General features: G+C 47.4%; 18 protein-coding genes. 5 read left to right on the plus strand and 13 right to left on the minus strand.

What is annotated here, in order from left to right; all coding sequences use genetic code 11:
- Positions 1-27: 27 nt before the first annotated feature.
- The 5 genes from BM202_RS26110 to BM202_RS26130 all read right to left on the minus strand — a co-directional run bounded on the left by BM202_RS26110 (position 28) and on the right by BM202_RS26130 (position 7323).
- Positions 28-1137 carry a DegT/DnrJ/EryC1/StrS family aminotransferase gene (locus BM202_RS26110; protein ID WP_093831734.1) on the minus strand — a complete coding sequence of 370 codons (1110 nt, stop codon included), beginning with the start codon at positions 1135-1137 and terminating at the stop codon, positions 28-30.
- Between the two features lie 90 nt (positions 1138-1227).
- Positions 1228-2487: an ABC transporter ATP-binding protein gene (locus BM202_RS26115; protein ID WP_093831736.1), complete on the minus strand. Its 1260-nt coding sequence runs from the start codon at positions 2485-2487 to the stop codon at positions 1228-1230.
- 103 nt (positions 2488-2590) lie between these two features.
- The gene (locus tag BM202_RS26120) at positions 2591-3430 is read right to left on the minus strand and encodes an ABC transporter permease (RefSeq protein ID WP_093831791.1); all 840 of its coding nucleotides are present in this window, start codon (positions 3428-3430) and stop codon (positions 2591-2593) included.
- A gap of 129 nt (positions 3431-3559) precedes the next feature.
- Positions 3560-4681: a hypothetical protein gene (locus tag BM202_RS26125; protein WP_093831738.1), complete on the minus strand. Its 1122-nt coding sequence runs from the start codon at positions 4679-4681 to the stop codon at positions 3560-3562.
- Between the two features lie 17 nt (positions 4682-4698).
- The gene (locus tag BM202_RS26130) at positions 4699-7323 is read right to left on the minus strand and encodes a polysaccharide biosynthesis/export family protein (RefSeq protein WP_093831740.1); all 2625 of its coding nucleotides are present in this window, start codon (positions 7321-7323) and stop codon (positions 4699-4701) included.
- A 248-nt stretch (positions 7324-7571) separates the two neighbouring features.
- Between BM202_RS26130 and BM202_RS26135 the strand changes: the two genes are divergently transcribed.
- Together BM202_RS26135 and pheA are read left to right on the plus strand one after the other, a co-directional pair.
- A complete protein-coding gene (locus tag BM202_RS26135; protein WP_177236683.1) occupies positions 7572-9470 on the plus strand; it encodes a DNA topoisomerase IV subunit B in 1899 nt (632 codons plus the stop codon).
- A 109-nt stretch (positions 9471-9579) separates the two neighbouring features.
- Complete coding sequence (pheA, locus tag BM202_RS26140; protein ID WP_093831742.1) at positions 9580-10653, plus strand: prephenate dehydratase; 1074 nt, start codon at positions 9580-9582, stop codon at positions 10651-10653.
- A gap of 6 nt (positions 10654-10659) precedes the next feature.
- Here pheA and BM202_RS26145 read toward each other — a convergent pair whose 3' ends face one another.
- Positions 10660-11103, minus strand: a complete 444-nt coding sequence (locus tag BM202_RS26145) for a DUF2059 domain-containing protein (protein ID WP_177236684.1) — start codon at positions 11101-11103, stop codon at positions 10660-10662.
- Between the two features lie 68 nt (positions 11104-11171).
- Here BM202_RS26145 and BM202_RS26150 point away from each other — a divergent pair, with 68 nt between their 5' ends.
- Complete coding sequence (locus BM202_RS26150; RefSeq protein ID WP_093831795.1) at positions 11172-11864, plus strand: sulfite oxidase-like oxidoreductase; 693 nt, start codon at positions 11172-11174, stop codon at positions 11862-11864.
- An 81-nt stretch (positions 11865-11945) separates the two neighbouring features.
- On the opposite strand, the gene BM202_RS26155 is transcribed toward BM202_RS26150, so the two are convergent.
- From BM202_RS26155 to BM202_RS26180, 6 genes are all read right to left on the minus strand, one after another.
- Positions 11946-12503: a D-sedoheptulose-7-phosphate isomerase gene (locus tag BM202_RS26155; protein WP_093831746.1), complete on the minus strand. Its 558-nt coding sequence runs from the start codon at positions 12501-12503 to the stop codon at positions 11946-11948.
- 61 nt (positions 12504-12564) lie between these two features.
- Positions 12565-13503, minus strand: coding sequence for an ROK family protein (locus BM202_RS26160; RefSeq protein WP_093831748.1), 939 nt, complete (start codon positions 13501-13503; stop codon positions 12565-12567).
- Complete coding sequence (locus BM202_RS26165) at positions 13500-14531, minus strand: glycosyltransferase family 2 protein (protein WP_093831750.1); 1032 nt, start codon at positions 14529-14531, stop codon at positions 13500-13502. Before BM202_RS26165 ends, BM202_RS26160 begins: the two co-directional genes overlap by 4 nt.
- Positions 14532-14599: 68 nt before the next feature.
- Positions 14600-16777, minus strand: coding sequence for a hypothetical protein (locus tag BM202_RS26170; RefSeq protein ID WP_143100756.1), 2178 nt, complete (start codon positions 16775-16777; stop codon positions 14600-14602).
- 49 nt (positions 16778-16826) lie between these two features.
- Complete coding sequence (locus BM202_RS26175; RefSeq protein ID WP_093831754.1) at positions 16827-18419, minus strand: hypothetical protein; 1593 nt, start codon at positions 18417-18419, stop codon at positions 16827-16829.
- A 57-nt stretch (positions 18420-18476) separates the two neighbouring features.
- The gene (locus BM202_RS26180; RefSeq protein WP_093831756.1) at positions 18477-19349 is read right to left on the minus strand and encodes a carbon-nitrogen hydrolase; all 873 of its coding nucleotides are present in this window, start codon (positions 19347-19349) and stop codon (positions 18477-18479) included.
- A 137-nt stretch (positions 19350-19486) separates the two neighbouring features.
- Here BM202_RS26180 and BM202_RS26185 point away from each other — a divergent pair, with 137 nt between their 5' ends.
- Positions 19487-20584: a Gfo/Idh/MocA family protein gene (locus tag BM202_RS26185; protein WP_093831758.1), complete on the plus strand. Its 1098-nt coding sequence runs from the start codon at positions 19487-19489 to the stop codon at positions 20582-20584.
- A gap of 164 nt (positions 20585-20748) precedes the next feature.
- On the opposite strand, the gene BM202_RS26190 is transcribed toward BM202_RS26185, so the two are convergent.
- Complete coding sequence (locus BM202_RS26190; RefSeq protein WP_093831760.1) at positions 20749-21408, minus strand: class I SAM-dependent methyltransferase; 660 nt, start codon at positions 21406-21408, stop codon at positions 20749-20751.
- A gap of 346 nt (positions 21409-21754) precedes the next feature.
- Between BM202_RS26190 and BM202_RS26195 the strand changes: the two genes are divergently transcribed.
- Positions 21755-21988: a hypothetical protein gene (locus BM202_RS26195; protein ID WP_093831762.1), complete on the plus strand. Its 234-nt coding sequence runs from the start codon at positions 21755-21757 to the stop codon at positions 21986-21988.
- The last annotated feature ends 180 nt before the right edge of the window (positions 21989-22168 follow it).

Genomic DNA, 22168 nt, shown 5'->3' on the forward strand with positions numbered 1-22168 from the left:
TTCATTCGTAGTTCCCCGGACGGCAGGTTATACATTTTCGTTTACGACGGCAACAGTTTCATTGACAATCGTGGCAATCCGGTCGACATCCTCTTCCGCTAAACTTGGGTAGAGCGGTAGACACAACACCCGAAGGGATACGTCTTCTGAGATAGGACAGGATTGCAATTCGCCAGCCCCAGCGGTAATGGTGAAGGGCAACGTATTAAGAGAAGGGTAGAAATACCGTCGGGGCGTAATCTCCTGTGCCTTGAGCGAATCGACGACACGTAGCAACGTTTCCTCCGAATCGAACACAACCGGGTAATAGGCGTAATTGTATTCGACGCCGGGCGTGAGGCTTGGTCGCGTAATTCGACTAAAGTCGAGCCGGTCATTATAGTAACCGAATACTTTTTTACGGTCAGCAATCAGTTCCGGCACTTTTGGTAATACACATAACCCCATTGCCGCGTGCAACTCTGAGTTCTTGGCATTGATGCCAATGCTGAAATAGTCATCGTTGCGGTGACCAAAGGAACGATAGAAGTGAAGTTTCTGCGCTAGTTCGTCGTTATCGGTTACAATGCAACCTCCCTCAACGGTGTGGAAAACCTTGGTAGCGTGGAAACTACAGGTGCTCAAATCACCATAGCTCAGAATGGATTGACCTTTGTAGGTAGCGCCAAACGTGTGGGCTGCGTCGTAAATAACTTTCAGCTTATATTTTTCAGCAATGGCCTGAATTTGCTCAATCTGGCAGGCATTTCCGTATACGTGCGTAGCCATAATGGCCTGCGTGTTTTCGGTGATGAGCGCTTCGATTTTGTTGGGGTCGATGTTATAATCGTCGGGCCGGATGTCAGCAAAGATGGGCGTACAACCTTCCCATAGCAAGGCGTTCGTAGTGGCTACGTAAGAAAAAGGTGTTGTTATGACTTCTTTCGTAATGTCCAGTGCCTTGAGCGCCATTTGAAGCACAATGGTGCCATTGGTGCAGAATTTCAGGTGTTTTACCCCCAGAACTTCCTTTAACTGGCTTTCCAGCTCACGTAGCAATGGACCATCGTTGGTCAAATAAACGCGATCCCAAATGCCTTTCAGATAGGCTGTATATTCTTCGAGGTCGGGTAAATATGATTTAGTAACGTTAATCATAATTAGGTTTGTCGTCTATGGCTTGTCGTTTAATAGACGTTGAGTAAAACTATAAACTACAAACCGCTTGGGCGGTCCGGCATAGACTATTTACTTGACAGGTACGTCCTCCTCCAGCACTTCCGTCGTGAAGGGAAACTGTGGTCGTACAAAGCCCGGCCATTTGCCATACCAGGCAATACCTTCGCGGTAGTCTTCTACATCAAAGGTAATGCCTTCCTCCATAACATAGAGGGGGGTAACGGTATCCTTCACAATCATGATGGAGATTGTATAGGAACCATCATTCAGGAAATAACCCGGAATGGTGCATTCACCGGCAATGAGTCCCTTCCCGTACGACTGCGACTTGGTGCCAATGTTGAAAATACACTCGCCAGTCAGTGAGTTAAGGTGAAGACTCAGGTTCAGGTTCGCCCGTTCCATCATATTCCAGAACTCGAACCGAAGCTTCATGGGAGTTCGTACATCAATGTGGGTCAGGTCATCCTGATATTCCGGGGTTAACTCAAACCGGCGAACACGTACCAGATCATTACCGGGCGCTTCTTCGGGCGTATCCCATTCACGGCTCAGGCGGGTTTTCGAGACTTTGCTCAGATACGACGCAATGACCTGATTGGTTTCTCCCTGTTCAATAAGCTGGCCTTTTTCGAAATATAAGGTCTTGTTGCAGAGCGCCTGCACAGCTGTCAGGTTATGACTGACGAAGATAACTGTCCGACCACTGGCCGAATTATCCCGCATTTTGCCCAGACTCTTTTTCTGAAATTCAGCATCTCCTACAGCCAGTACCTCATCCACAATCATGATTTCCGGATCAAGGTGAGCTGAAATAGCAAATCCCAACCGGACGTACATGCCTGATGAATACCGCTTGACGGGTGTATCCAGAAACTTTTCAACACCGGCAAAAGCCACAATTTCGTCGAACTGTTTACGGATTTCGCTACGGGTCATGCCCAGCAGCGACCCATTCAGGAAGATGTTTTCGCGGCCGGTTAGTTCGGGGTGGAACCCAGTACCCACTTCCAGCAAGCTGGCGACTCGTCCACGGATACGTACTGTTCCGGTGGTGGGTTCAATAATTTTGCTCAAAATTTTGAGCATCGTCGATTTTCCCGCACCGTTGTGGCCAACGATACCTACCCGATCGCCTTGCTCGATGGAAAAGCTCACATCGCGCAGGGCCCAGAACTCTTCATGGGTAACCCTATCTTGTTCTTTTTTGCCGCCAAAAATTGACCGGACATTTTCCGCGATGACATCACGTAATGTAGTCCCTCCTTTGCCTTTTTGGTGGTCAATAATGTATTGCTTACTTATATTTTCGACCGTAATAACAGACATAACAAACGTAGTAAATGGGCAAATTGTAATAAGCCCGCCCATGTGGTGGTGTTACCTATTGGTGAGATAGATATCGCTTTTTTACGTACAACTTACCACTCTTTTATATATCATCTACAAACGTATTCTCGCGTTTGCGGAAAAAGTAAAGTGACAAGGCTAAACTGACGCCCACAATACTCACGGATAGCAACAAACTCTGTGGATTGAAAAACGCTTTTTCGCCGAGTAACGACCAGCGGAAGCCGTCAATAATACCGACCATGGGATTCAGCCAGTAAAAGGGAGCCCACCAAACATCACCTTTCTCGGCAACGAGCCGACTACTATACGCAATCGGGCAAACGTAAAAACCAACCTGTACAATGAATGGAATAAGCTGACCAATATCGCGAAATCGCACGTTGACAGCGGCAAAGAAAAGCCCGAAAGCGAATGAGGCCAGCAGAGCCAGGATAATGAAAACGGGTAATAATAACAGGTGCCAGTCCGGCACAAACCGGTACCAGATTGCCAGCACAATGAATAGCCCCAATGACACCAGAAAGTCAATAAAACTAACCGCTATCGAACTGATGGGCATAATCAGCCGGGGGAAATACACCTTGGTGACAAGATTGGAATTCATTGTCACACTGTTACTAATCTGGGTGAAAGCCGTTGAAAAAAACGTCCAGACCGTTATGCCACCCAGAACCATCAATGGGTAAGGAATCCCCGGATCGGCGGGGAGTTTGGCAATCTTACTGAACACAAATACCATAATCATCATGGTTGTCAGCGGTCGAATAAGCCCCCAGGCGGTGCCGAGCGCCGTTTGCTTGTAGCGAACCGACACATCCCGCATCGACAGGATGTACATCAGTTCACGATTACGCCATAGGTCTCGCCAGTAGTGTCGTTCTGAGCGACCAGGCTGGATAATTACTTCGTGTGTCTTCAAAATCAATACGATCAGTTAAGTACGGGATCGTCCGTTCAAGGAGTTAATCCGTTGGGGAGTTAACGAACGTTTGTCGAACGCCTTAACTTCTCAACGGATTGATAGTTACGAATGGATTGCCTGTTTTTTCTAGTTTTCCTTCATAATAGACCGGAAGGTTTCACGAAGAAAAATAAGGATGACCGACAGAATAAGACCGATCGCAATACCGGCCTGCATACCTACTGTCGCTTTTACTTCTCTATACAGCGGATAATAGATCGGTTTAATGATCGTAAACAGGGGTGTTTCCCGGATAAGCGACAGGCGCATATTGTCGGCGCTCTGCATCGCCTGATAATATAAGCCGGTCAAAAAGCTCGAATTACGCGACAGTTTGCTTTCCTTAATACGAGCCTGAGCTACCACAAGTTGCTGGTTCTGGTCCATATATTGCGCCAACTGATTCTCATTACCCGACACGATGCGGGCGAGCGAATCGGCTCTATCGGTAACCATATCATACATCTCGCGGGTCTTCTTAGTCTGTTTCTTCTGGTAATCCTGCTCAATGGTTTGCAAGTGCTTGGTAATGAACGTAGCAGCAAGCTTCTCATCCTCCATGAAACTACTCATTTCAATAAATGAGGATTTGCGTTCCGGCTGTTTAATCGCTATTTCCGTATAAATACGCGTATAGATTGCCGCCATGGCATTTTGTTCCAGTTCGTTGTATTCCGATGGAACTTTGGCCCGTTGAAAATAGAAGGAACGCATGACGTCGTTATCCTTCCATTCTTTATCCCGTATGCCACTGTGCCGTATATAATAATTTACCAACAGGGTGTCTTTACCGTTGATGCTATCTGTTTGCATGAGGGTTTTTTCAACCACTGGCCGCGACGTAGCATAAATGATAAAGTTATCGCCGGTAAAAATATTGGCATCCGGAGCTCCACCACCTAAGCCAAAGGCTCCCGCCAGAGCCCCCAAATCGCCTAATCCACCACCTGCAGAACTGCCTCCGCCGAGGTTAAACAGAATAGACGCGTTGTAGATAGGTGGCTTTTTATGCGTCAAATCATAAGTGAAGCCAATAGCTCCCCCAATGAGTGTCAGTACGACCAGCAGTTTCCAGTTGCGTTTGGCTACGTACTTTAACTCAAAAATACGTAGCACTACAGATTTAGGAGAAATCTGGTCGGGCGGCAATGGCTGAGCCGTTACCAAAGGCGTGGGGTTATTTATATCAGTCAAGTTTTGAGAAGCCATACTAGGATAAATGACTATTATTGAACGCGGCTAATTAATAGAATGGTTGTAACCAGAGTTAATAACGAACCCGCAATACCAACGGTCGATCCCAGTATTTGCTGGGCCGTTAATGGATTAGCGGTTCGTCTCGGAATGATAATCTCCGCTCCTGGCTCTACACGAGGATAAATGTTAAAGAACATAAACTTCCGGGTGCGATCAACGGAGCCGTTGGCATAGACGATAAAGGAACGCCTGCGTTGTGACTTGGACGTGAATCCACCCGTTTCGCTAATATAGTCCTGGAAGTTATTGTTCGAACGGAACTTGACTGTTTTGGGCAATTGAACTTCACCCTGGATGCGCACCGTTTCAAGTAGCTTGGGAATCCGAAGGATATCGTTTTCCAACACTAAAATATCTTCCGATGAACCAGGATTGGCCAGAATCTTCTTCAAGTTAATGTCAATTGGCTCTAGTTTATTTGGCGCAATGGCGGCTGTATCGACTAACGATTTACTCGAATTGTTTCCTACTTCGGCAATTATTCTTTGCTTACGCTCCAATTCATCATCGCTTAATTTTACCGCCCGAAGCAACGTAGCGCCTTCTACATACGCCTGTGGTGAAAGCCCGCCAGCCGCAGCCAATAAGTCAGATATTTTCTGGTCTTTACTTCGAATCGGGTAGAGGCCGGGAGTAATAACTTCACCCTCTACACCCGCAAACGTTTGAATAAGATAATTTGGTGATCGCCGTACGACGACCTGATCGTAAGGGGCTAGCAAGAACTTATTGTCGTCCGCATTGAGGGATAAGTCACGGTTAACGCTAAAATGGAAAACTTCCGCTGTTACGGCGTTTTTCGACGTTGGGTCAGCATCTTTTTTCCGGCGTACGACTTCTACCTGTGAAACAGCCGCTGCTTCTCTCAACCCGCCTGTTTTCAATAAGGCATCGTTCAGCGTCATGTTGGCCATAAATGGCATTTCCTCAATGGGATGATTGACTTCCCCTCGTACGGAAACCGTAGAAACTTCAGCTAGCTCGAAACGTGATGTAATAATAATCTGGTCTTCACGCTGAAGTGGTAAATCAGGTTCGGTACCGGCCAAAATAGCCGCCAGATTAATGGGTATATTTTCAATGGCCAGATCTTCCCGGGTCCGAACAATGTTGATACGCCCGGTAAAGGCATCCCCTTTCAAACCCTCGGCGTTGGTAATAAGCTGTTTGAGTGTCTTGTTGTTATCAAGCGAGTATTCGCCGGGACGGTAAATAGCGCCTTCAATCGTAATCTTGTTTTCGAAACGATCAAGGACGCGTTCGGCCGTAACAAGGTCACCATCCTGCATCACAAACGTCTTGAATTCGGGCAGCGTTACGTCGATAACTTTCATTTCAAGGTTGGTCAGGCGTCTGACTTTCAACCGGCTTTTATACGCATTAGCCGAAAAGTTACCCGCGTAAAACAGGAGTCGGTCGAGCGTTTCGCCGGGCAGCATTTCGAAAATGTTGTTCCGCTTCACCGTGCCACCAATTTCAACCCGTTCGATAAAGGTCGTGAAGCGAATGTTGTCATTATCCTGCAAACGCAGATCGTTACTCTGAATGCCATTCAGCAGATAATCATACAGGTCGAGGGTGGCCACGACACGGTTATTGCGGATGAGAAGCACTTTACGAAATGAGCCAATGTCATTGGGGCCACCAGCCTGATAGATAGCGTTCATAGCCGTTGACAACGACGACATCGTATACGTACCGGGGCGCATGGCATCGCCCGTTACGGTTACGCGAATACTGCGAATTTCACCCAGCGAAAGTTCCAGATACGTATTCTTTGGTCCGTATGATGAATTACGAAGACCTGCAAATTTGGCCGCCATACGGCTTTCCAAACGCGCTTTGGCCTGTTCGATAGAGAGTCCCGATACCTGAATGGGGCCAATGCCCGTAGCGCCTGCTATATAAACGAATCCTTCTGGTGATACTTTTTGGGTATAATCGCCTTCAGAAAATCCGTAAAGCCGGATGTTCAGTTCGTCACCAGGTCCAACAATGTAGTTACGGGGCGTGGCAATGTTAAGGTTTGGCTGAAACGTAGTGGCCATCGCTGGATCGTTGAAAAGCGAATACCCAAATAGTTTTTGCCGGTTTTCTTCCTGTTCGCGCTGTTGCGAACTTTTAATACTATTATCAACAACGTCCTGATTGTTGTTATCCGCTTGGTCAGTAGCTGCCTGATCCCGAATGACCTGGTTTGGATTATTTGGATTGTTTGTCGTCGAGGTTCCATTGGCTGACGCACCCCGGCCAGCTCCAGATGTTCCCGTTGTTCCAGCTCTGTTCGTGTTTCCCGTTTGTCCGGCTCTATTGTTAATCTGCTGCTGAACATTGGCGGGTAAGTTATTCGTGTTTACACCGGCGGGTAAGGCGTTACCACGGCCAGGTGTCGCGCCAGGTGCTGTTGCGGGCGAACTGCTGGGTGCTGCCGGGGAACTACTGCCTGCAGATGGAACAATTTGGGCCTGGGCGGTTAGTCCCCCTGCTGATAGCAGGATAAGCGCAATACGTATACTAAGCCGGCGTTGAAAAAAAGATATGATAAAAAGAAAAGTTTTTAATGGCAGGATGTGAATATTTCGCAGATTTTGCATATTTTTAAGATGTCGAACGAATCGAGAATGCATAAAGATTAAGTTCTGTATCTAACGATCTACCGGGCTGTATAGTACACAGTACAGTTCAGTCGGCAAAGTAAGTGAACTTTTGCTGGATATTAAATATTTTCTGTACCAACGGTATTTTTCTCCTTCGATAGTGCAGGGTATAACTTTTCTAATGTTTGTTCGATGTGGTTGTGCTAGGTTACAGCCAAATTCAGTTTACTTGTTTACAAATATATATGGTAGAATTGCCAAATCAGCCTGTTCAATATAACGAAGATAGTATCCGCTCGCTTGATTGGCGCGAGCACATTCGCCTGAGACCGGGGATGTATATCGGCAAACTTGGCGACGGATCGGCTGCCGATGATGGTATCTATGTCCTGATCAAAGAAACCATTGATAACTGTATCGACGAGTACGTAATGGGCTTTGGAAAGTCCATTGATGTACGCGTGAGTGAGCATCGGGTCGAGGTTCGTGACTTTGGGCGGGGCATTCCACTTGGTAAGGTCGTTGAAGTCGTTTCCAAGATTAACACGGGTGGCAAGTATGACTCCGGGGCTTTCCAGAAATCGGTTGGGTTGAACGGTGTCGGGACTAAAGCGGTAAATGCTCTTTCCACGTATTTTAAGGTTCAGTCGTTTCGGGAGGGTCGAACCGTTTGGGCCGAATTTGAACGTGGTGTTCTCAAACAGCAGGGCGAAAATGTCACCAACGAACGGAATGGTACGTTAATTAGCTTCGAGCCCGACGATACCATATTTAAGAATTACCATTTCATTCCGCAGTTTCTGGAAAACATGATCTGGAATTACTGCTACCTGAATGCAGGCCTTACCATTTCATTTAACAAGCAGAAATACCTTTCGCAAAACGGGCTACTCGATTTGCTACGGGATAAAACCAAAAAAGACGAAGATTCACTACGTTACCCAATCATTCATTTGAAAGGAAACGATATTGAAATTGCGCTCACGCATGGTAATCAATATGGCGAAGAATATTATTCGTTCGTGAACGGGCAATATACGACGCAGGGTGGAACACACCTGGCGGCCTTTCGCGAAGCCGTCGTCAAAACCGTACGTGAACACTTTGGGAAAGACTATGATCCGTCCGACATTCGGGGCTCGATCATTGCAGCCATTAGTATTCGGGTGCAGGAACCCGTGTTCGAATCGCAGACGAAAACGAAATTAGGGTCGATCAACATGGCTCCCGATTCCGAGAGTCAGTCGGTGCGCTCGTTTGTGCTCGATTTTGTGAAAGAGCGACTTGATGACTTTTTACACATTAATCCTTCCGTACGCGATGCCCTTAAGAAACGGATCGAGCAGTCGGAGCGCGAGCGGAAAGAACTGGCGGGTATCAAGAAACTAGCCAACGACCGGGCCAAAAAAGCGAGTCTGCACAATAAGAAATTGCGCGATTGCCGCAATCATCTGTCCGATTTGAAGACTGAAGATCGCTATCAGTCCACCCTGTTCATTACCGAGGGAGATTCAGCCAGCGGCTCTATCACCAAATCGCGTAACGTGCAGTTACAGGCTGTGTTTAGCCTGCGCGGTAAGCCCCTCAATTGTTTCGGGCTGACCAAAAAAGTGGTTTATGAAAACGAAGAGTTCAACCTGCTTCAGCACGCCTTAGATATTGAAGACGGGCTGGACGGGCTGCGTTACAACCGGATCGTTATTGCGACCGATGCGGATGTTGATGGGATGCACATTCGATTGCTGATGCTAACGTTCTTTCTGCAATTTTTCCCGGATCTGGTACGTAACGGCCATTTGTATATTCTCGAAACGCCTTTGTTCCGGGTGCGTAATCCAAAAAACCATAAGGAAACGACCTATTGCTATTCCGATGAGGAAAAGCAGGCAGCCATTAATGGCTTGATGAAAGGCGGGAAAAAGGTCGAAATCACTCGGTTCAAGGGATTGGGTGAGATTTCGCCGGACGAATTTGGTCTATTCATTGGTGAAAATATGCGCCTGGAACCCGTGATTATGGAAAAAGAAACCTCGGTTTCTAAATTGCTCAGCTACTACATGGGCAAGAATACGCCCGATCGCCAGCGATTCATTATCGATAACCTGCGCATCGAAAAAGATGTGGAAGAAGCGGCTCTGGTGTAACTTTTAGAGACAAGTCGTAGTAGTCATAAGTCGTAAGTCGTAAGTTTGCCAGTCGTGGGTAGTGAACAACTACTTATGACTGCTACAACTTGCGACTTACGACTTTTTTATGACCCTTGAATCCCTTCGTAACGACATTGATTCGCTCGATGACCAACTCCTGATTCTGTTAAATAAGCGGATGGAGCTAGTCCGCCAGGTGGGCGAGCTGAAACGATCGACCAATACGGTTATTTACCGACCCGAACGTGAAATGCAGATTCTGGATCGGCTCACCGCGCAAAACGCGGGTTTATTGAATCGGTCGGCCATTGAGGCCATTTTCCTGGAAATTTTTGCAGTATCACGCAATCTCGAACTGCCCGAACGAGTCGCGTATCTTGGTCCAGAAGGCAGTTTTACCCATCAGGCAGCTGAGAGCCGGTTTGGTGCCATGAGCAATTACATGGCCTTACCGACGATTCGGTCTGTATTTGAGAGTGTTGAAACAGGACGAGTGCGTTTCGGTGTGGTGCCTATTGAGAATAATCAGGAGGGCGTTGTTGAAGAAGCTATTGATTTATTGCTCGAAAAAGACCTGCGTATTGCGGCTGAAGTTCAGATTCCGGTGCATTTTACATTTGCGACAAAAGCTGAAAGTTTAGCAGAGATCACTCATATTTATTCGAAGGACATTGCATTTCGCCAATGTAGTCGATTCTTGAATGATTATTTCGATGAGCTAAAGGCTGAACTGGTACCCGTGGAGTCGACTTCCAAAGCGGCTAAACTGGCGGCCCAACAGCCGTACGCTGCGGCTGTCTGCTCGCATATTGCAGCCAAACTGTTCGATGTGCCAGTGTTGTTCGATAATATTGAAGACAGCGATCTGAACCGCACGCGTTTCCTGATCCTGGCGAAAGATTTTGTGAATCAGCCCAGCGGACACGACAAAACCACACTGATTGCGCGACTACCCAACACCCAATCACCTGGGGTACTGGCGGAATTCCTGCAGGAGTTTAATACCCGGAACATCAATCTGACCAAGATCGAAAGCCGACCTCTGAGGGAAGGTGCTACGTTCCGCTACTGGTTTCTGCTCGAATGCGAAGGCCACGCTAATGATCCTGATTTACACGAAATACTGAATCACCACTCTGCTGAAGTAAAATTATTGGGAAGCTACGTTCGGGTAAGTTAATGTGCCTTAATTCTTTGGGGCCGATTGTGTTTGTTTCATCTTTTCTGCTGCTCGTCGGCCAAGTTGTTCACCCCAAACCCGGCCTACCGCTGATGACTCCTGCATAATAGTGGGTAGCTCTTTAATTGTCTTTTGACCCAGAGGAGATTTATAAAAGGCGAGCAACTCTTTGATTTCGTCGTGAGTATAGTGCTTGTCGTAAACGGGAATTAACTGATTAAACAAATCTTCATAGTCAGCTTCTTTGTCGAGTATTTTCCAAAACTCTTCAGGTAGGTTTGTATTTACCTTTTTTTGCTGTTCTATAGAAAGGCTCATTGTTTGTTTCATTAGGGAAGTTGTTCCCATCAAGTCCATAAGTTGACGAATATCTTCCTGTTTTTTCGTCTGGGCATGAGTTGTCAGGCTGACAGTTAGAGAAATGAGAATCCCCAGTAAGAATTTATACATATAGATTATCTTGTAGCGTCCAAAACTACAAAACATTATTTAGAGTTGATGGAATGGAGAATGCAGATATGGAATCGAACGAAAAGACGGATCGAATTATCGATGCCCGCATGAAACTCAAGCGTCGGTTTGAGGAAAAAATGACGCAGACCCCTTCCATGCTTGACGATAATCCGCGGGGTTCCGGGCCCGTAAATCGTCATGGCATGCCAACGGTTCCTATCGGGCAAACTGTTACGGCGAAGTGGCCGGTTCTGGATTTAGGCTACCAGCCCAACATTCCACTCGACAAGTGGCAACTGAATATTGACGGGGCTGTGAATCACCCGATCCGGCTCAAATGGGATGATCTGATGGCATTGCCTCAGGTGGAAGATACCAGTGATTTTCACTGTGTAACGACCTGGTCACGCTTGAATATTCCCTGGGTTGGTGTTCGCTTTATGGACCTTGCGGCTTTGGTTGATCCCAAAGAGACCGCCACCCACATCATGTGCTATGGCTACGATGGCTATTCGACCAATGTTTCGCTCGAAGAAGCCCTCAAACCCGATGTCCTGCTTGTGCATACTGCCGATGGACAGCCACTTTCTCTGGAACATGGTGGACCACTACGTATGATTACGCCCCAGTTGTATGCCTGGAAAGGGTCAAAATGGATCAAACGCATTGAGTTTTTGACGGAGAATCAACTCGGTTTCTGGGAAGAACGCGGTTATTCCAATACTGCCTATCCCTGGCGAAACGATCGGTATTCATAAGTCGCTAGTCGTTAGTCAATAGTAGCCAGTGATACTATATTCGTACCTCACGTCTATTGACTAACGACTATTGACTATTAACTAACTTTCAATAAACCCATAACACAGCAGATGACAAATGGTCATTTGAGCGTCTTCAACGCGGCCATAATGTTCGTCCTGAATAACAATGGATTCGTGGGCGAGATCGGCTAACTGACCACGTTTTCCGCCTACGAGGGCAATGGTTGTGAGCCCATTGTCTTTTGCCCACTGCACGGCTTTTACTACGTTGGGGGAGTTACCGCTAACACTTAATGTCAAAACCAGATCACCAGGGCGGGCGTAGTTCTGAAGCTGCCGAAGGTATACGTCTTCGTAGGCGTAATCATTGCCAATGGCAGTGATCCACGATAAATTCTCGTTCAGCGACAGGCACCGGAAACGCTTTCCCATTTTATCGGAGGCACTTTTACCTAGATCGGTGATGAAGTGCGATACGTTCGATGCACTGCCCCCGTTTCCGAAAGCAAACAGTTGACGATCCTCTTCCCAACATTTTTTGATGAGATTGATAACGTGCTCAACCTGGGCGATGGGAATGGCGTCGTAAGCGGCTTTCTGCCGGTCGAGGTAAGTTTTGAAGTAAGCCTGATTCATAGGGGTTTAGTAAGCTATTAATGGCTAATAAAGAATATTGCCTGGTTTGAAACAGATCGCGTTACCCGTTCTTGACTAATTCTAATGCGCCAATGGGTACGGCGTCTTCGCCAAGTTTGGCCAGTAAGACGATGGGTGTTGGATGAAAGGCCGTGATCACAAAACGGGGTAACGCCTGCCGGACAGCCGCCCGCAACGGTTCGCCGATGAGCGACAGGCCTCCGCCCAGTACGATAGCTTCCGGGTGAAATAAATGGACAACGTGCGAAAGTCCCAGGGCCAGCACTGACCCAATTTGTTCGATCAGCATTTTGGCGACTTGGTCACCTGCTTCGTAGGCCGGATGCAGAAATTGGGCTTCCTTCCCGACCAATCCAGCTGCATGTGCTGTTTGCACCGCAATTTTCAAGGCCGATTCGTCGGGTAGTTGCGGAATCAGATCCCGAATTTGCTGATCGACTGCCCAGCCTGATATGGTTTGCTCAAGCGTTTGCCCCTTGCTGGAATCACCGGGCGGCACCAGCCATACATGACCAATTTCGGCCTCGCCCGGCGATACGCCATGATAAAGCTTCCGGTCTATAACGATTCCACCACCAACGCCACTACCCAGCGTCATATAAAACACCTGCTGGAAGCCCGTAGCCACACCTTGCGTAGCTTCGCCAAGGGCGGCTACATTAGCGTCATTTTCTACCCGCACCAACGCCCCCGGAATTTGCTCCCGGAGCCAGTCGGCAAGTTCAAAACCAGCCCATCCACCAATCTGATGAGACGTAGCAATACGGCCGGTTTTCCAGTCTAATGGACCACCAAATCCTACACCGATAGCCTGCGGAGGTTCTGGAAGTTGCTGAATGGTGGCCGCTATCTGGGCTAAAATCCCATCGGCACCTTTTGACGGGTCAATGGCGTATCGGAATCGTTGGGTAATACGGCCGGTCATATCGTCCGTTACCAATTGCAATTTCGTTCCGCCAATTTCAATACCAAGGTTCATGAATTGGAGAGTAGCGATGACGGAATAGCCTTGGGAGAGACAAGAGCGGTTGGTGACTCTAGCTTATCCAACTTCGTAGATGAGTCGGGTGTGAGATTGACAACATCATCAATAATGAACTCAGGTCGCCCTTTAATCTCGTTAAAAATACTGCTCAGGTATTCGCCCAGGATACCAATCGTCAGCATTTGTACCCCTCCGAAAAAGATGACGATAATCAGTATAGACGACCAGCCATGCACAAGCTCGTTGGGTTTGAAAATCTTGACATAGAAAACCCACAGTGTCAGAATCAGACCAATCAAAACCGCTACGACACCCAGGGAAGAAGCGATACGTAGTGGTTTGTTACTAAAATAAAGCAGACTCGTCCGGGCAAAACGTAGCATTTTTCCGAGCGAATACTTGGTTTCACCGGCAAACCGTTCGCTACGTTCGTAGGAAATAGGTACCTGCTTGAAGCCCACCCAGGTAATCAGTCCCCGAATGTATTTATTGCGTTCGGGCAGTCGGTTGAATGCGTCGATCACTTTGCGATCAATCAGACGAAAATCGCCCGTATCGAGGGGTAGGGGTACTTCTGATAGGTAATTTATCGTCCGATAAAATAGCTTGGCCGTTATTTTTTTAAACACCGTTTCGCCCTGTCGGCTCTGGCGAACGGCGTATACAACATTACAGGCTTCTTTTATCTGGAGGGCCACCATGGCCGGAATCAGTTCAGGTGGATCTTGTAAATCGGCATCAATAATAATGGCTAATTCGCCCGAGCATTGCGCGAGGCCAGCGGAAACGGCTGGCTGGTGACCGAAGTTACGGGAAAACGACAGTATTTTCAGATTGGCATCCTTCTTCGCTAACCCGCTGAGAATAGGTAATGTATTATCCTTACTGCCATCATTGATAAAGATCAGCTCATAACGTTGGAAATTAGCCTGCATCACCTTCGTTAATCGCAGATAAGATTCCTCAATAACCTGTTGCTCGTTATAGCAGGGAATGATGACCGATGTATAAATGGGGTACATAGGCTTTGGTATAATTGCCAAATATATCGAAATCAAACGCTAGTTGACACGCCAAAGTTAATTAACGGTCAGAACTGGTACGTCTGACAGGAAGGTTGTTTGAGGTGAATCAGGATTAATTTACCCGACGAATGCATGTCCGCGATGGCATCTGGTTTAATTAGCTCATGAACCAGTGTGATGTCATTGGTCAGTATATAGTTATAACAGAACGGTCGTTTGGCATTGGGTAAATCAGCGTATTCACTAAAGTAGCGATTGTAGGCCATGCGAATCGGGTGATCGACTTGCAGGCTAAGTGCACTCCAGTAGTGATAGAAGCCAGAATCGTTATTGAACATCATGGCTATATTCTGGACATCGGGGCCGACGTAGGGCAGGAGTGGTGCGTAGTCGTCGTACTCGCTGATGTGATTGGCAAAGTAAGCCTGCGCACGGCTTTCAAATAAAATACTTTCTTCTTTATCGTGTTTGTAGTAATCGATAGAGTCGAGCTTATGAAAGATCGTTTTGCGCTCATTATAGGTATAAGCCCGGCGTACTGAATAACATTGGGCGTAAGAAGTAGCCGTATGAACATAGTAAGGACCAAGCACTTGCTGAAATAGTTGCCGCTGATTCGCATTTTCCGAACAAATGGAGCTGGGTATGTAGGCTACGAGCCGCTTTCCCAGATACCGCATGGGTACGACCATTTTTCCTGGATTTCCCAACACCACCGTCAGAGACAAAACGTAAAGTATCAGCACCAGATAAAAGCCGGTTCGCTTCAGAACGGCTTGAAACGTATATGCTGAAATGACACAGCCAATGGCAAAGAAAGGCATGTGTGTCCGCGAACTGAATTGCTGAAATTTAAACGTGCTGCTGAAGAACACGAACCCCAGTAGCCCCAGCCCGAACATTAATTTAGCGGACCAGTGCCCCCGATGGAAGAACAAGATCAGAGCCGTTATCAGTAGCAAAAAAAAATGGAACGTATTGGGCGCCATATCTTCCTGCATCGAGAACTTGACTGTGAAAACGTCTTTGCTAATGGCTGGCTCTGATAAAGGTACCCCCAACAAGCGATGGATGCCCGCTACGACCGATTCGGCCCGGCGATTATAGGGCTGATAGGGCAATCCAATGTGCAGCCCGGCATTTTTGATGACGTTTGAAATAGAATACGGAACCGAAAACTTGTCAACCGGAATTTTTTCCGACACCAGTCGAGCATCTTCCTTCGGGCTCATGATGGAGCCGAAAGCCTCGTAATTTCTGCTGAAAAAGGGGGCAAAGATCAATCCGAAAAGCAGTACAGCTCCTGTCAGGGTTCCCAGTCCAAACAGAAATCCCTGTTTTTTGATGATCATCCAGGCGAAATAAAGAACGAAAGGAAGAGCAAAAAAGAGGATCGTATATTTCGTAAAACCGCCAAATACTAAGGAAAGTAGACACCAGGCCAGCGTCAGGCGAGTGGGACGGTCGAGAAACCAGTAACCAAAGAACACGAAGCTGATGAAAAAGAAACAGGCTACGTAATCGTTCTGGGTGGTGGTACTTTCAAACAGGCCGATTGGCAGACACGCCATCAGAATACCGGCCAGTAACTGCCCCCGATACGTTAACCCCAGGCATTTCCCCAACAGACTAACGGCCACTACGGAGCCCAACATAGCGCCAAACTGAAATAAATTCGCCAGTTGATCGGAGCCGACGAGCAGAAACGAATGAAGAATCAGGTATTCGGCAAATACGTTGTGGTACAACTGCTGGACGTGCATGGTGGGAAAATGGTCCAGGTTTTGGTCGGCCAGCCAATAAAGTACCCGGCTGAGGTGGTAGTGGTGCGAATCGTAATTATTCGGCGGAGCATACAGGGCGAGTGCCAGCAACGGTAAAATCACCAATACCAGTCCGGTATAAACTAAAAAGCGTGAACGTCCATCAATGTGAGTGAGTCGTAGTATTCCTTCAACCTGCCTGTACAGGTGGCGTACGCTAATGTTGCCTCGCAGGGTGTAGAAGAGCCAGCCGCCCGTTGCCAGAGCCATGACAAGCCAATATATACGGGCCGTCAGCGGGGTAATCAGGTTGAAATAAGAAAAGATCTCATTGTAGAGAAAAATAACTACGGCATGGAGTATCAAACTTATTAGAAATGAGAGCCGGATGGCTGTATAAGGTCCATTTCGTGCTTCATATAGTGAAAACAGACAAAGCGTTGTGGCTGTAAATGAAACAATTAATAAGAGGAAGTACATGCTGGATTAAGAAAGTGGATCGCATACTGCGTTACTGACGGGTACTTCTCTATTGCTTCATAGTCGCTCGGCCAAGGTAAATTTCATCGCCCTTAAGTTGAATCGTCGTATAAAATTTGTAGCCGTTTTGCACGTAGCGCACCATTACCTGGGCCATTTGACCCGGTTGGGCATAGGCTTTCGTTGCAGCTACCAAAATCTGATTGCCATTGACTATGGCCCTTACGAAAGGTAAGTCTTTCGTTTTGAGCTGATTCGCATTGTAACCGTACCAGGTTTTTCCGCCATCATACGAACACTCGGTTGCTTCGTTCAGGTACTTTTCTTTGCCGTTGAACAGGTCGCTGTGGTGTCCGAAAAGGCGCCAGAGTCCATGAATGTAATGTTCATAGCAGGCATAATTCCGGTCGTTGCCCGTGCCCTGCTGGTTATAGTCTGTAGGCGTGGGTTGATCCGGCATCAGGTCCTGGTGATCGTCCCAGAACAACACGCCGTAAGCGCCTGTAAACCAGTAAAAGATAGCCATACCTTCTGCAATGGCGGGTGGAGCAGGGTGTTCGGCTTTGGCGCTTTTGGGGAATTCGCCGTTCTGCGTATTGAAGAGCCATTGCCAGGCGATACGTTTCTTGGGCGATAGTTTCATATTGACTTCCTGCTCACCCAGCAGAGCCGCGAGCCAGTGGCGGTCGCCATTACTGTTATGGCTCGATGAATAGTCAAGTTCGGGGTATAGGTAATACGTTCCCGGCATTTGAAAATCAGCGTAGTCGGCGTAGGTCTTCCCCACAATATCGTCGGGCATGCCACGCTGTTTGCTTGTCGCTGTGTGTTTGGCGGGCAACGTCCAGTATAAATCGGGTTTGGCTGTATAATCCTGAGCTTTGGCGTAACCGTAGCTATTGTGTGGCGTCGGGTCGATAGAGCCAAGGTCTGTCTGGGGGCTACTGTTTTCCTTGATGGTTTTCGCCATGAAGGTGTACAGATTCGCCTGCTCCTGCTCGTTTCGGATGTTGTAATTGTTTTCTATATCGAGCACAATGGTTCCGTACGTACTTTTCCAGCCCGTCTGCGGACAATCGCCAAAACCAACGCAACCACCTTTTAGGTCTGACGCTGCCTGATACAAACTTTTTTGCGTGTCCTGAGCATTTGGCGGGTATTGATAGATAACCTCGGCGGCTTTACTGTTGTCGGCGGCCCAGCCTATGCCAAACGAATCCCTGAAGTAATTCTGGTAAAGAATGGTTGACCGCTGGCTGATTTTCAGTTGGCTTTTCCAGCCTGCCGGAGGATAATCGCCCGACCAGAATTCAACATCGGGCACCATCCGCCCCCGATCAACGGCGGTAAAACCCCGTCGGAAAATTTTTGCCCGATCTTCTTTGACATGTAGGTTCCGCCCAGCCCCATTGAAGATAATCTTTTTGGTTTCGGGCACCGAGAAGTCTCCTACTACGTCGATGTTGTAGTACCCTTTTCGGGTGTTGGGCGTAAACTTCGTGCGCGGAGTGGCCGACAGTTGCGTTTGGGCAGGAAGTGGGCCTTCAAGTTCTACACCTACGGGATCGGGAAGGGTAGCGTATAAAAACCAATAGCCTGCACCTGCCAGGCTACCTACCAGAAGCACGGCAATTAGTTTCATAAATAGCTTCACAGATAAAAAGAGGAAATGGGTGGTAACTGCTGCGGTAACGGCCTGTTATTCGTCGATATACCGCTTTGTGATTGGCTGATAGGAATCAATTCGCCGGTCGCGGAGATAGGGCCATGTAGTCCGGTACTTTTCTGATGCAGCAAGGTCAACCTGTTGGACGTGAACCAGTTCCTGATCATGCGGGGCCAGGTAAAGCAGCGATCCGAACGGATTGCTGATGAACGAGCCACCCCAGAATTGCTGATCGGCTTCGCGTCCAACCCGGTTCACGGCCACTACGTGCACCCCATTGGCAATGGCATGACTCCGCTGGATCGTTTGCCAGGCATTGTATTGTTCCTCATTCTGCTTTGGATCGGGTTCGTTGGTATCCCAGCCGATGGCCGTTGGGTAAAATAGAATTTCGGCACCCATGAGCGACGTAATGCGGGCTGCTTCAGGATACCACTGATCCCAGCAGATGAGCACCCCGATGCGGGCAAATTTTGTATCGAAAACCTTGTAGCCCAGGTCGCCGGGTGTAAAGTAAAACTTCTCGTAATAGCCCGGATCGTCGGGAATGTGCATCTTCCGATACTTTCCCAGATACGTTCCGTCGGCGTCCAGGACCGCCGTTGTGTTATGATACAGGCCCTGAGCCCGTTTCTCGAACAGCGACGCTACAATAACGACGCCCAGCTCACCCGCCAGTTCGCCTAAGCGGTTGGTTGTTGGGCCAGGTATCGCTTCCGCCAAGCTGAAATTATGATGATCTTCTATGTCGCAGAAGTACAGCGATGTGAATAATTCCTGCAAACAGACAATCTGAGCCCCTTTTTGGGCCGCTTCACGAATGCCGCTGATGGCTTTCTGAATATTGACTTCGACATCCGCCGAGCAACTCATCTGGATTAAACCGATGTTGACGTTCTTAGACATGGGGCAAAAATAGGGCGTTCCATGGTTAGAACGCCTATTGCTAACAAAAAAGCTTAATAAGCCGGTTCGATAGAGAAGTTTTTGAGTTACCGTTTGAAGTTCGTAGTTTGAGTACCTGAAACCTTAAATCCTAAATCATGACATCCCGCAGAACCTTCCTGCATACGACTGCGCTCGCTGGGTTAGCTACAACGATCTCGCCCGGCACCCTCTGGTCTGCCACCCGGCCTGCCAAGGACAAACTCGGGGTTGCCCTTGTTGGTCTGGGTTATTACAGCACCGACCTGCTGGCTCCCGCGCTGCAAAAAACGAAGAATTGCTACCTCGCCGGTATTGTAACGGGAACGCCCGAAAAGGCGGAGAAGTGGAAAAAGCAGTACAATATTCCCGACAAGAATATTTATTCCTATCAGACGTTTGATCAGATTGCCAATAACCCCGATATCGACGTCATATACGTAGTACTGCCCCCTTCCATGCATGAAGAATACGTAGTGCGGGCGGCTAAAATGGGTAAGCACGTTTGGGTTGAAAAACCAATGGCCGTTACGGCGAAGGAATGCCAGAATATGATTGATGCCTGCGCTAAAAACAAGGTGTCGCTGGCGGTTGGCTACCGACTTCATCATGAGCCCAATACGCAGGAATATGTGAAGGGATTACGTGATGGAAAAATTGGTAAAATCCTGATGGTGAGTTGCGCGGCTGGTTATTATGACGCGCGTACCAATCACTGGAAACAAAAGAAAGAAATGGGCGGGGGCGTCATGTACGATATGGGTGTCTACGTATTGCAGGGAGCGCGGCTGGCAACGGGTGAGGAACCGATTGCCGTTACCGCCCAGCAATATACAAGCCGTCCCGATGTCTATAAAAACGGCCTCGATGAAACGTCCATGGCGCAGCTCATCTTTCCGAGTGGTGCACGGGCATCTGTTCAGACCAGCTACGGTATGAATATGAATTTCCTGGACGTAACAGGCTCGAAAGGGAGCTTGCGTTTGGAGCCGTACTCAGCTTACAACGGTCAAAAAGGAATCTGGAGTGGCGGAGGGAAAATAGAGCATCCGTATGAAGTACCTATGCAGCAGACCATGCAAATGGACGACGATGCGTTGGCCATCATGAACAAAAAGCCAATGATGGCACCGGGTGAAGAAGGCCTGCGCGACATCAAAATTGTAGAGGCTATTTATGCCGCAGCCAAATCGGGTAAGGAAGTGAAGATTAGTTAAAAAGTTTGTGATGAAAGGCTGATCGAGCAATTTAGCTATAGAGCCAGGCTTGATGGTTGCAAGTGAAAATGGTGTACGATTTGTGGATTAAACTTCTGGTGTTAGGGATTTAGTCCACAAACCGTGCCCATGAACTAAGAGAATTACCATGAATAACTAGGCCTCTACGGCTTCGATGGCGACTTCTGGGCAATGAATAGAAATTGCTTGCCTAAAATTTTCCAGACAAACGGCATGTGCATGTATAACTTCACCAGCGTTGGGTGAATGGGTAAACCTCCCCGGAATGATAAGGGCAAAAAACGAGAATAAGACTTTTCAATGGTAAAGCCAGCGCCATACAGATGTTCGGCGACACCCAGTTCAGATAAAACAACGGTATGGTCCGCAAAATCAAAATATTCGCGGTAACAATATTTAAAATTGGGGCCAATAATGCCGATTTTCCCGCCTGGCTTTAAGCAACCATACATTCGCTCAAGAAAGAAGGCAACTTCTTCCTGGCTACGGAGATGTTCAAGAAAATTAGAAATGAACACAGCATCGAAGTAGTTTTTAGGTAAATCCACTGTCAATACATCGCCAATAATAAGGTTAACTTCGGGTGCGGCAAATTTTCTGATGGCATCAACTATATCAACTGTCCAACGTTCTTCACTGGGCACTGCATTAATAAACTCACACATACCTCCGGCTGAGTCAAGAATCCGCTTAGGCTTACCAAGTAGGCCATAGAAATAATGGGCAATAATGGACCATATAACTTTCTTTTTCTCATGGGAAACTTGCTGAAAGCGATACTGGTAAATACGGTCGTAGTTCATGTATGTTCTTAAGAGGCAGTGAAATGCAATTATAACGGATACTGCTAATAAACGTATTGTACTTCTATTGCATGGTATATTTTAGTGAAATCTATGCTTCAATAACTGAGTTATGTGAATTTGCCTGGTCTGCGTGTTGGATAGCCTACATAATGAAGTTAATCAGGAAAATACTGCGATCAATTAAATAAAATTAGCTTGTAGAAATGAGTTGTACTATAATGATTTAGCTCTGTACTGTTTTAGTTGTATTCTATTAGTGTTTTAGTGTAGTATATAAAGTCGGGCGACTCATTTGGTGAGTCGCCCGACTTTCGCTTATTTCGCCTGTCAACCCCAAATGTCTATGCAGCCCGCCGATTTTACTCAGCTCCCCGCCGACCAGCAACTCGACACCCTTTACTTCGCGGGCGATATCCTCGCTAATCGATACGAAGACGAAAACATTTTTCTGCTGTATAACCTTCGCGATTTCTACGTCGAACTCAAATACAACGCCTACAACAGCCAACTTAACCAGGTGTCAGCTTTCCGGGACACGGGCAAATTAGAACCTTACCTGCCTTATCTGTCAGTTTAGAACTAAGTTCCTGATTTTAGTTGCAAAGGTATTTCACACTAAATACCCAATTTCTCTCATACAAGAGTGAGCCACATCGCTCGCCCGTCGCAACTCCAGTGCGTATCGCTTTTTAGATACACTAACGTAGCGTTTTACGTAATTGTCGTTAAATTTTACAGATTGTAATTCGAGAAGTAT

Origin of the sequence: Spirosoma endophyticum, from assembly GCF_900112365.1 — a bacterium.
GTDB lineage: Bacteria > Bacteroidota > Bacteroidia > Cytophagales > Spirosomataceae > Spirosoma > Spirosoma endophyticum.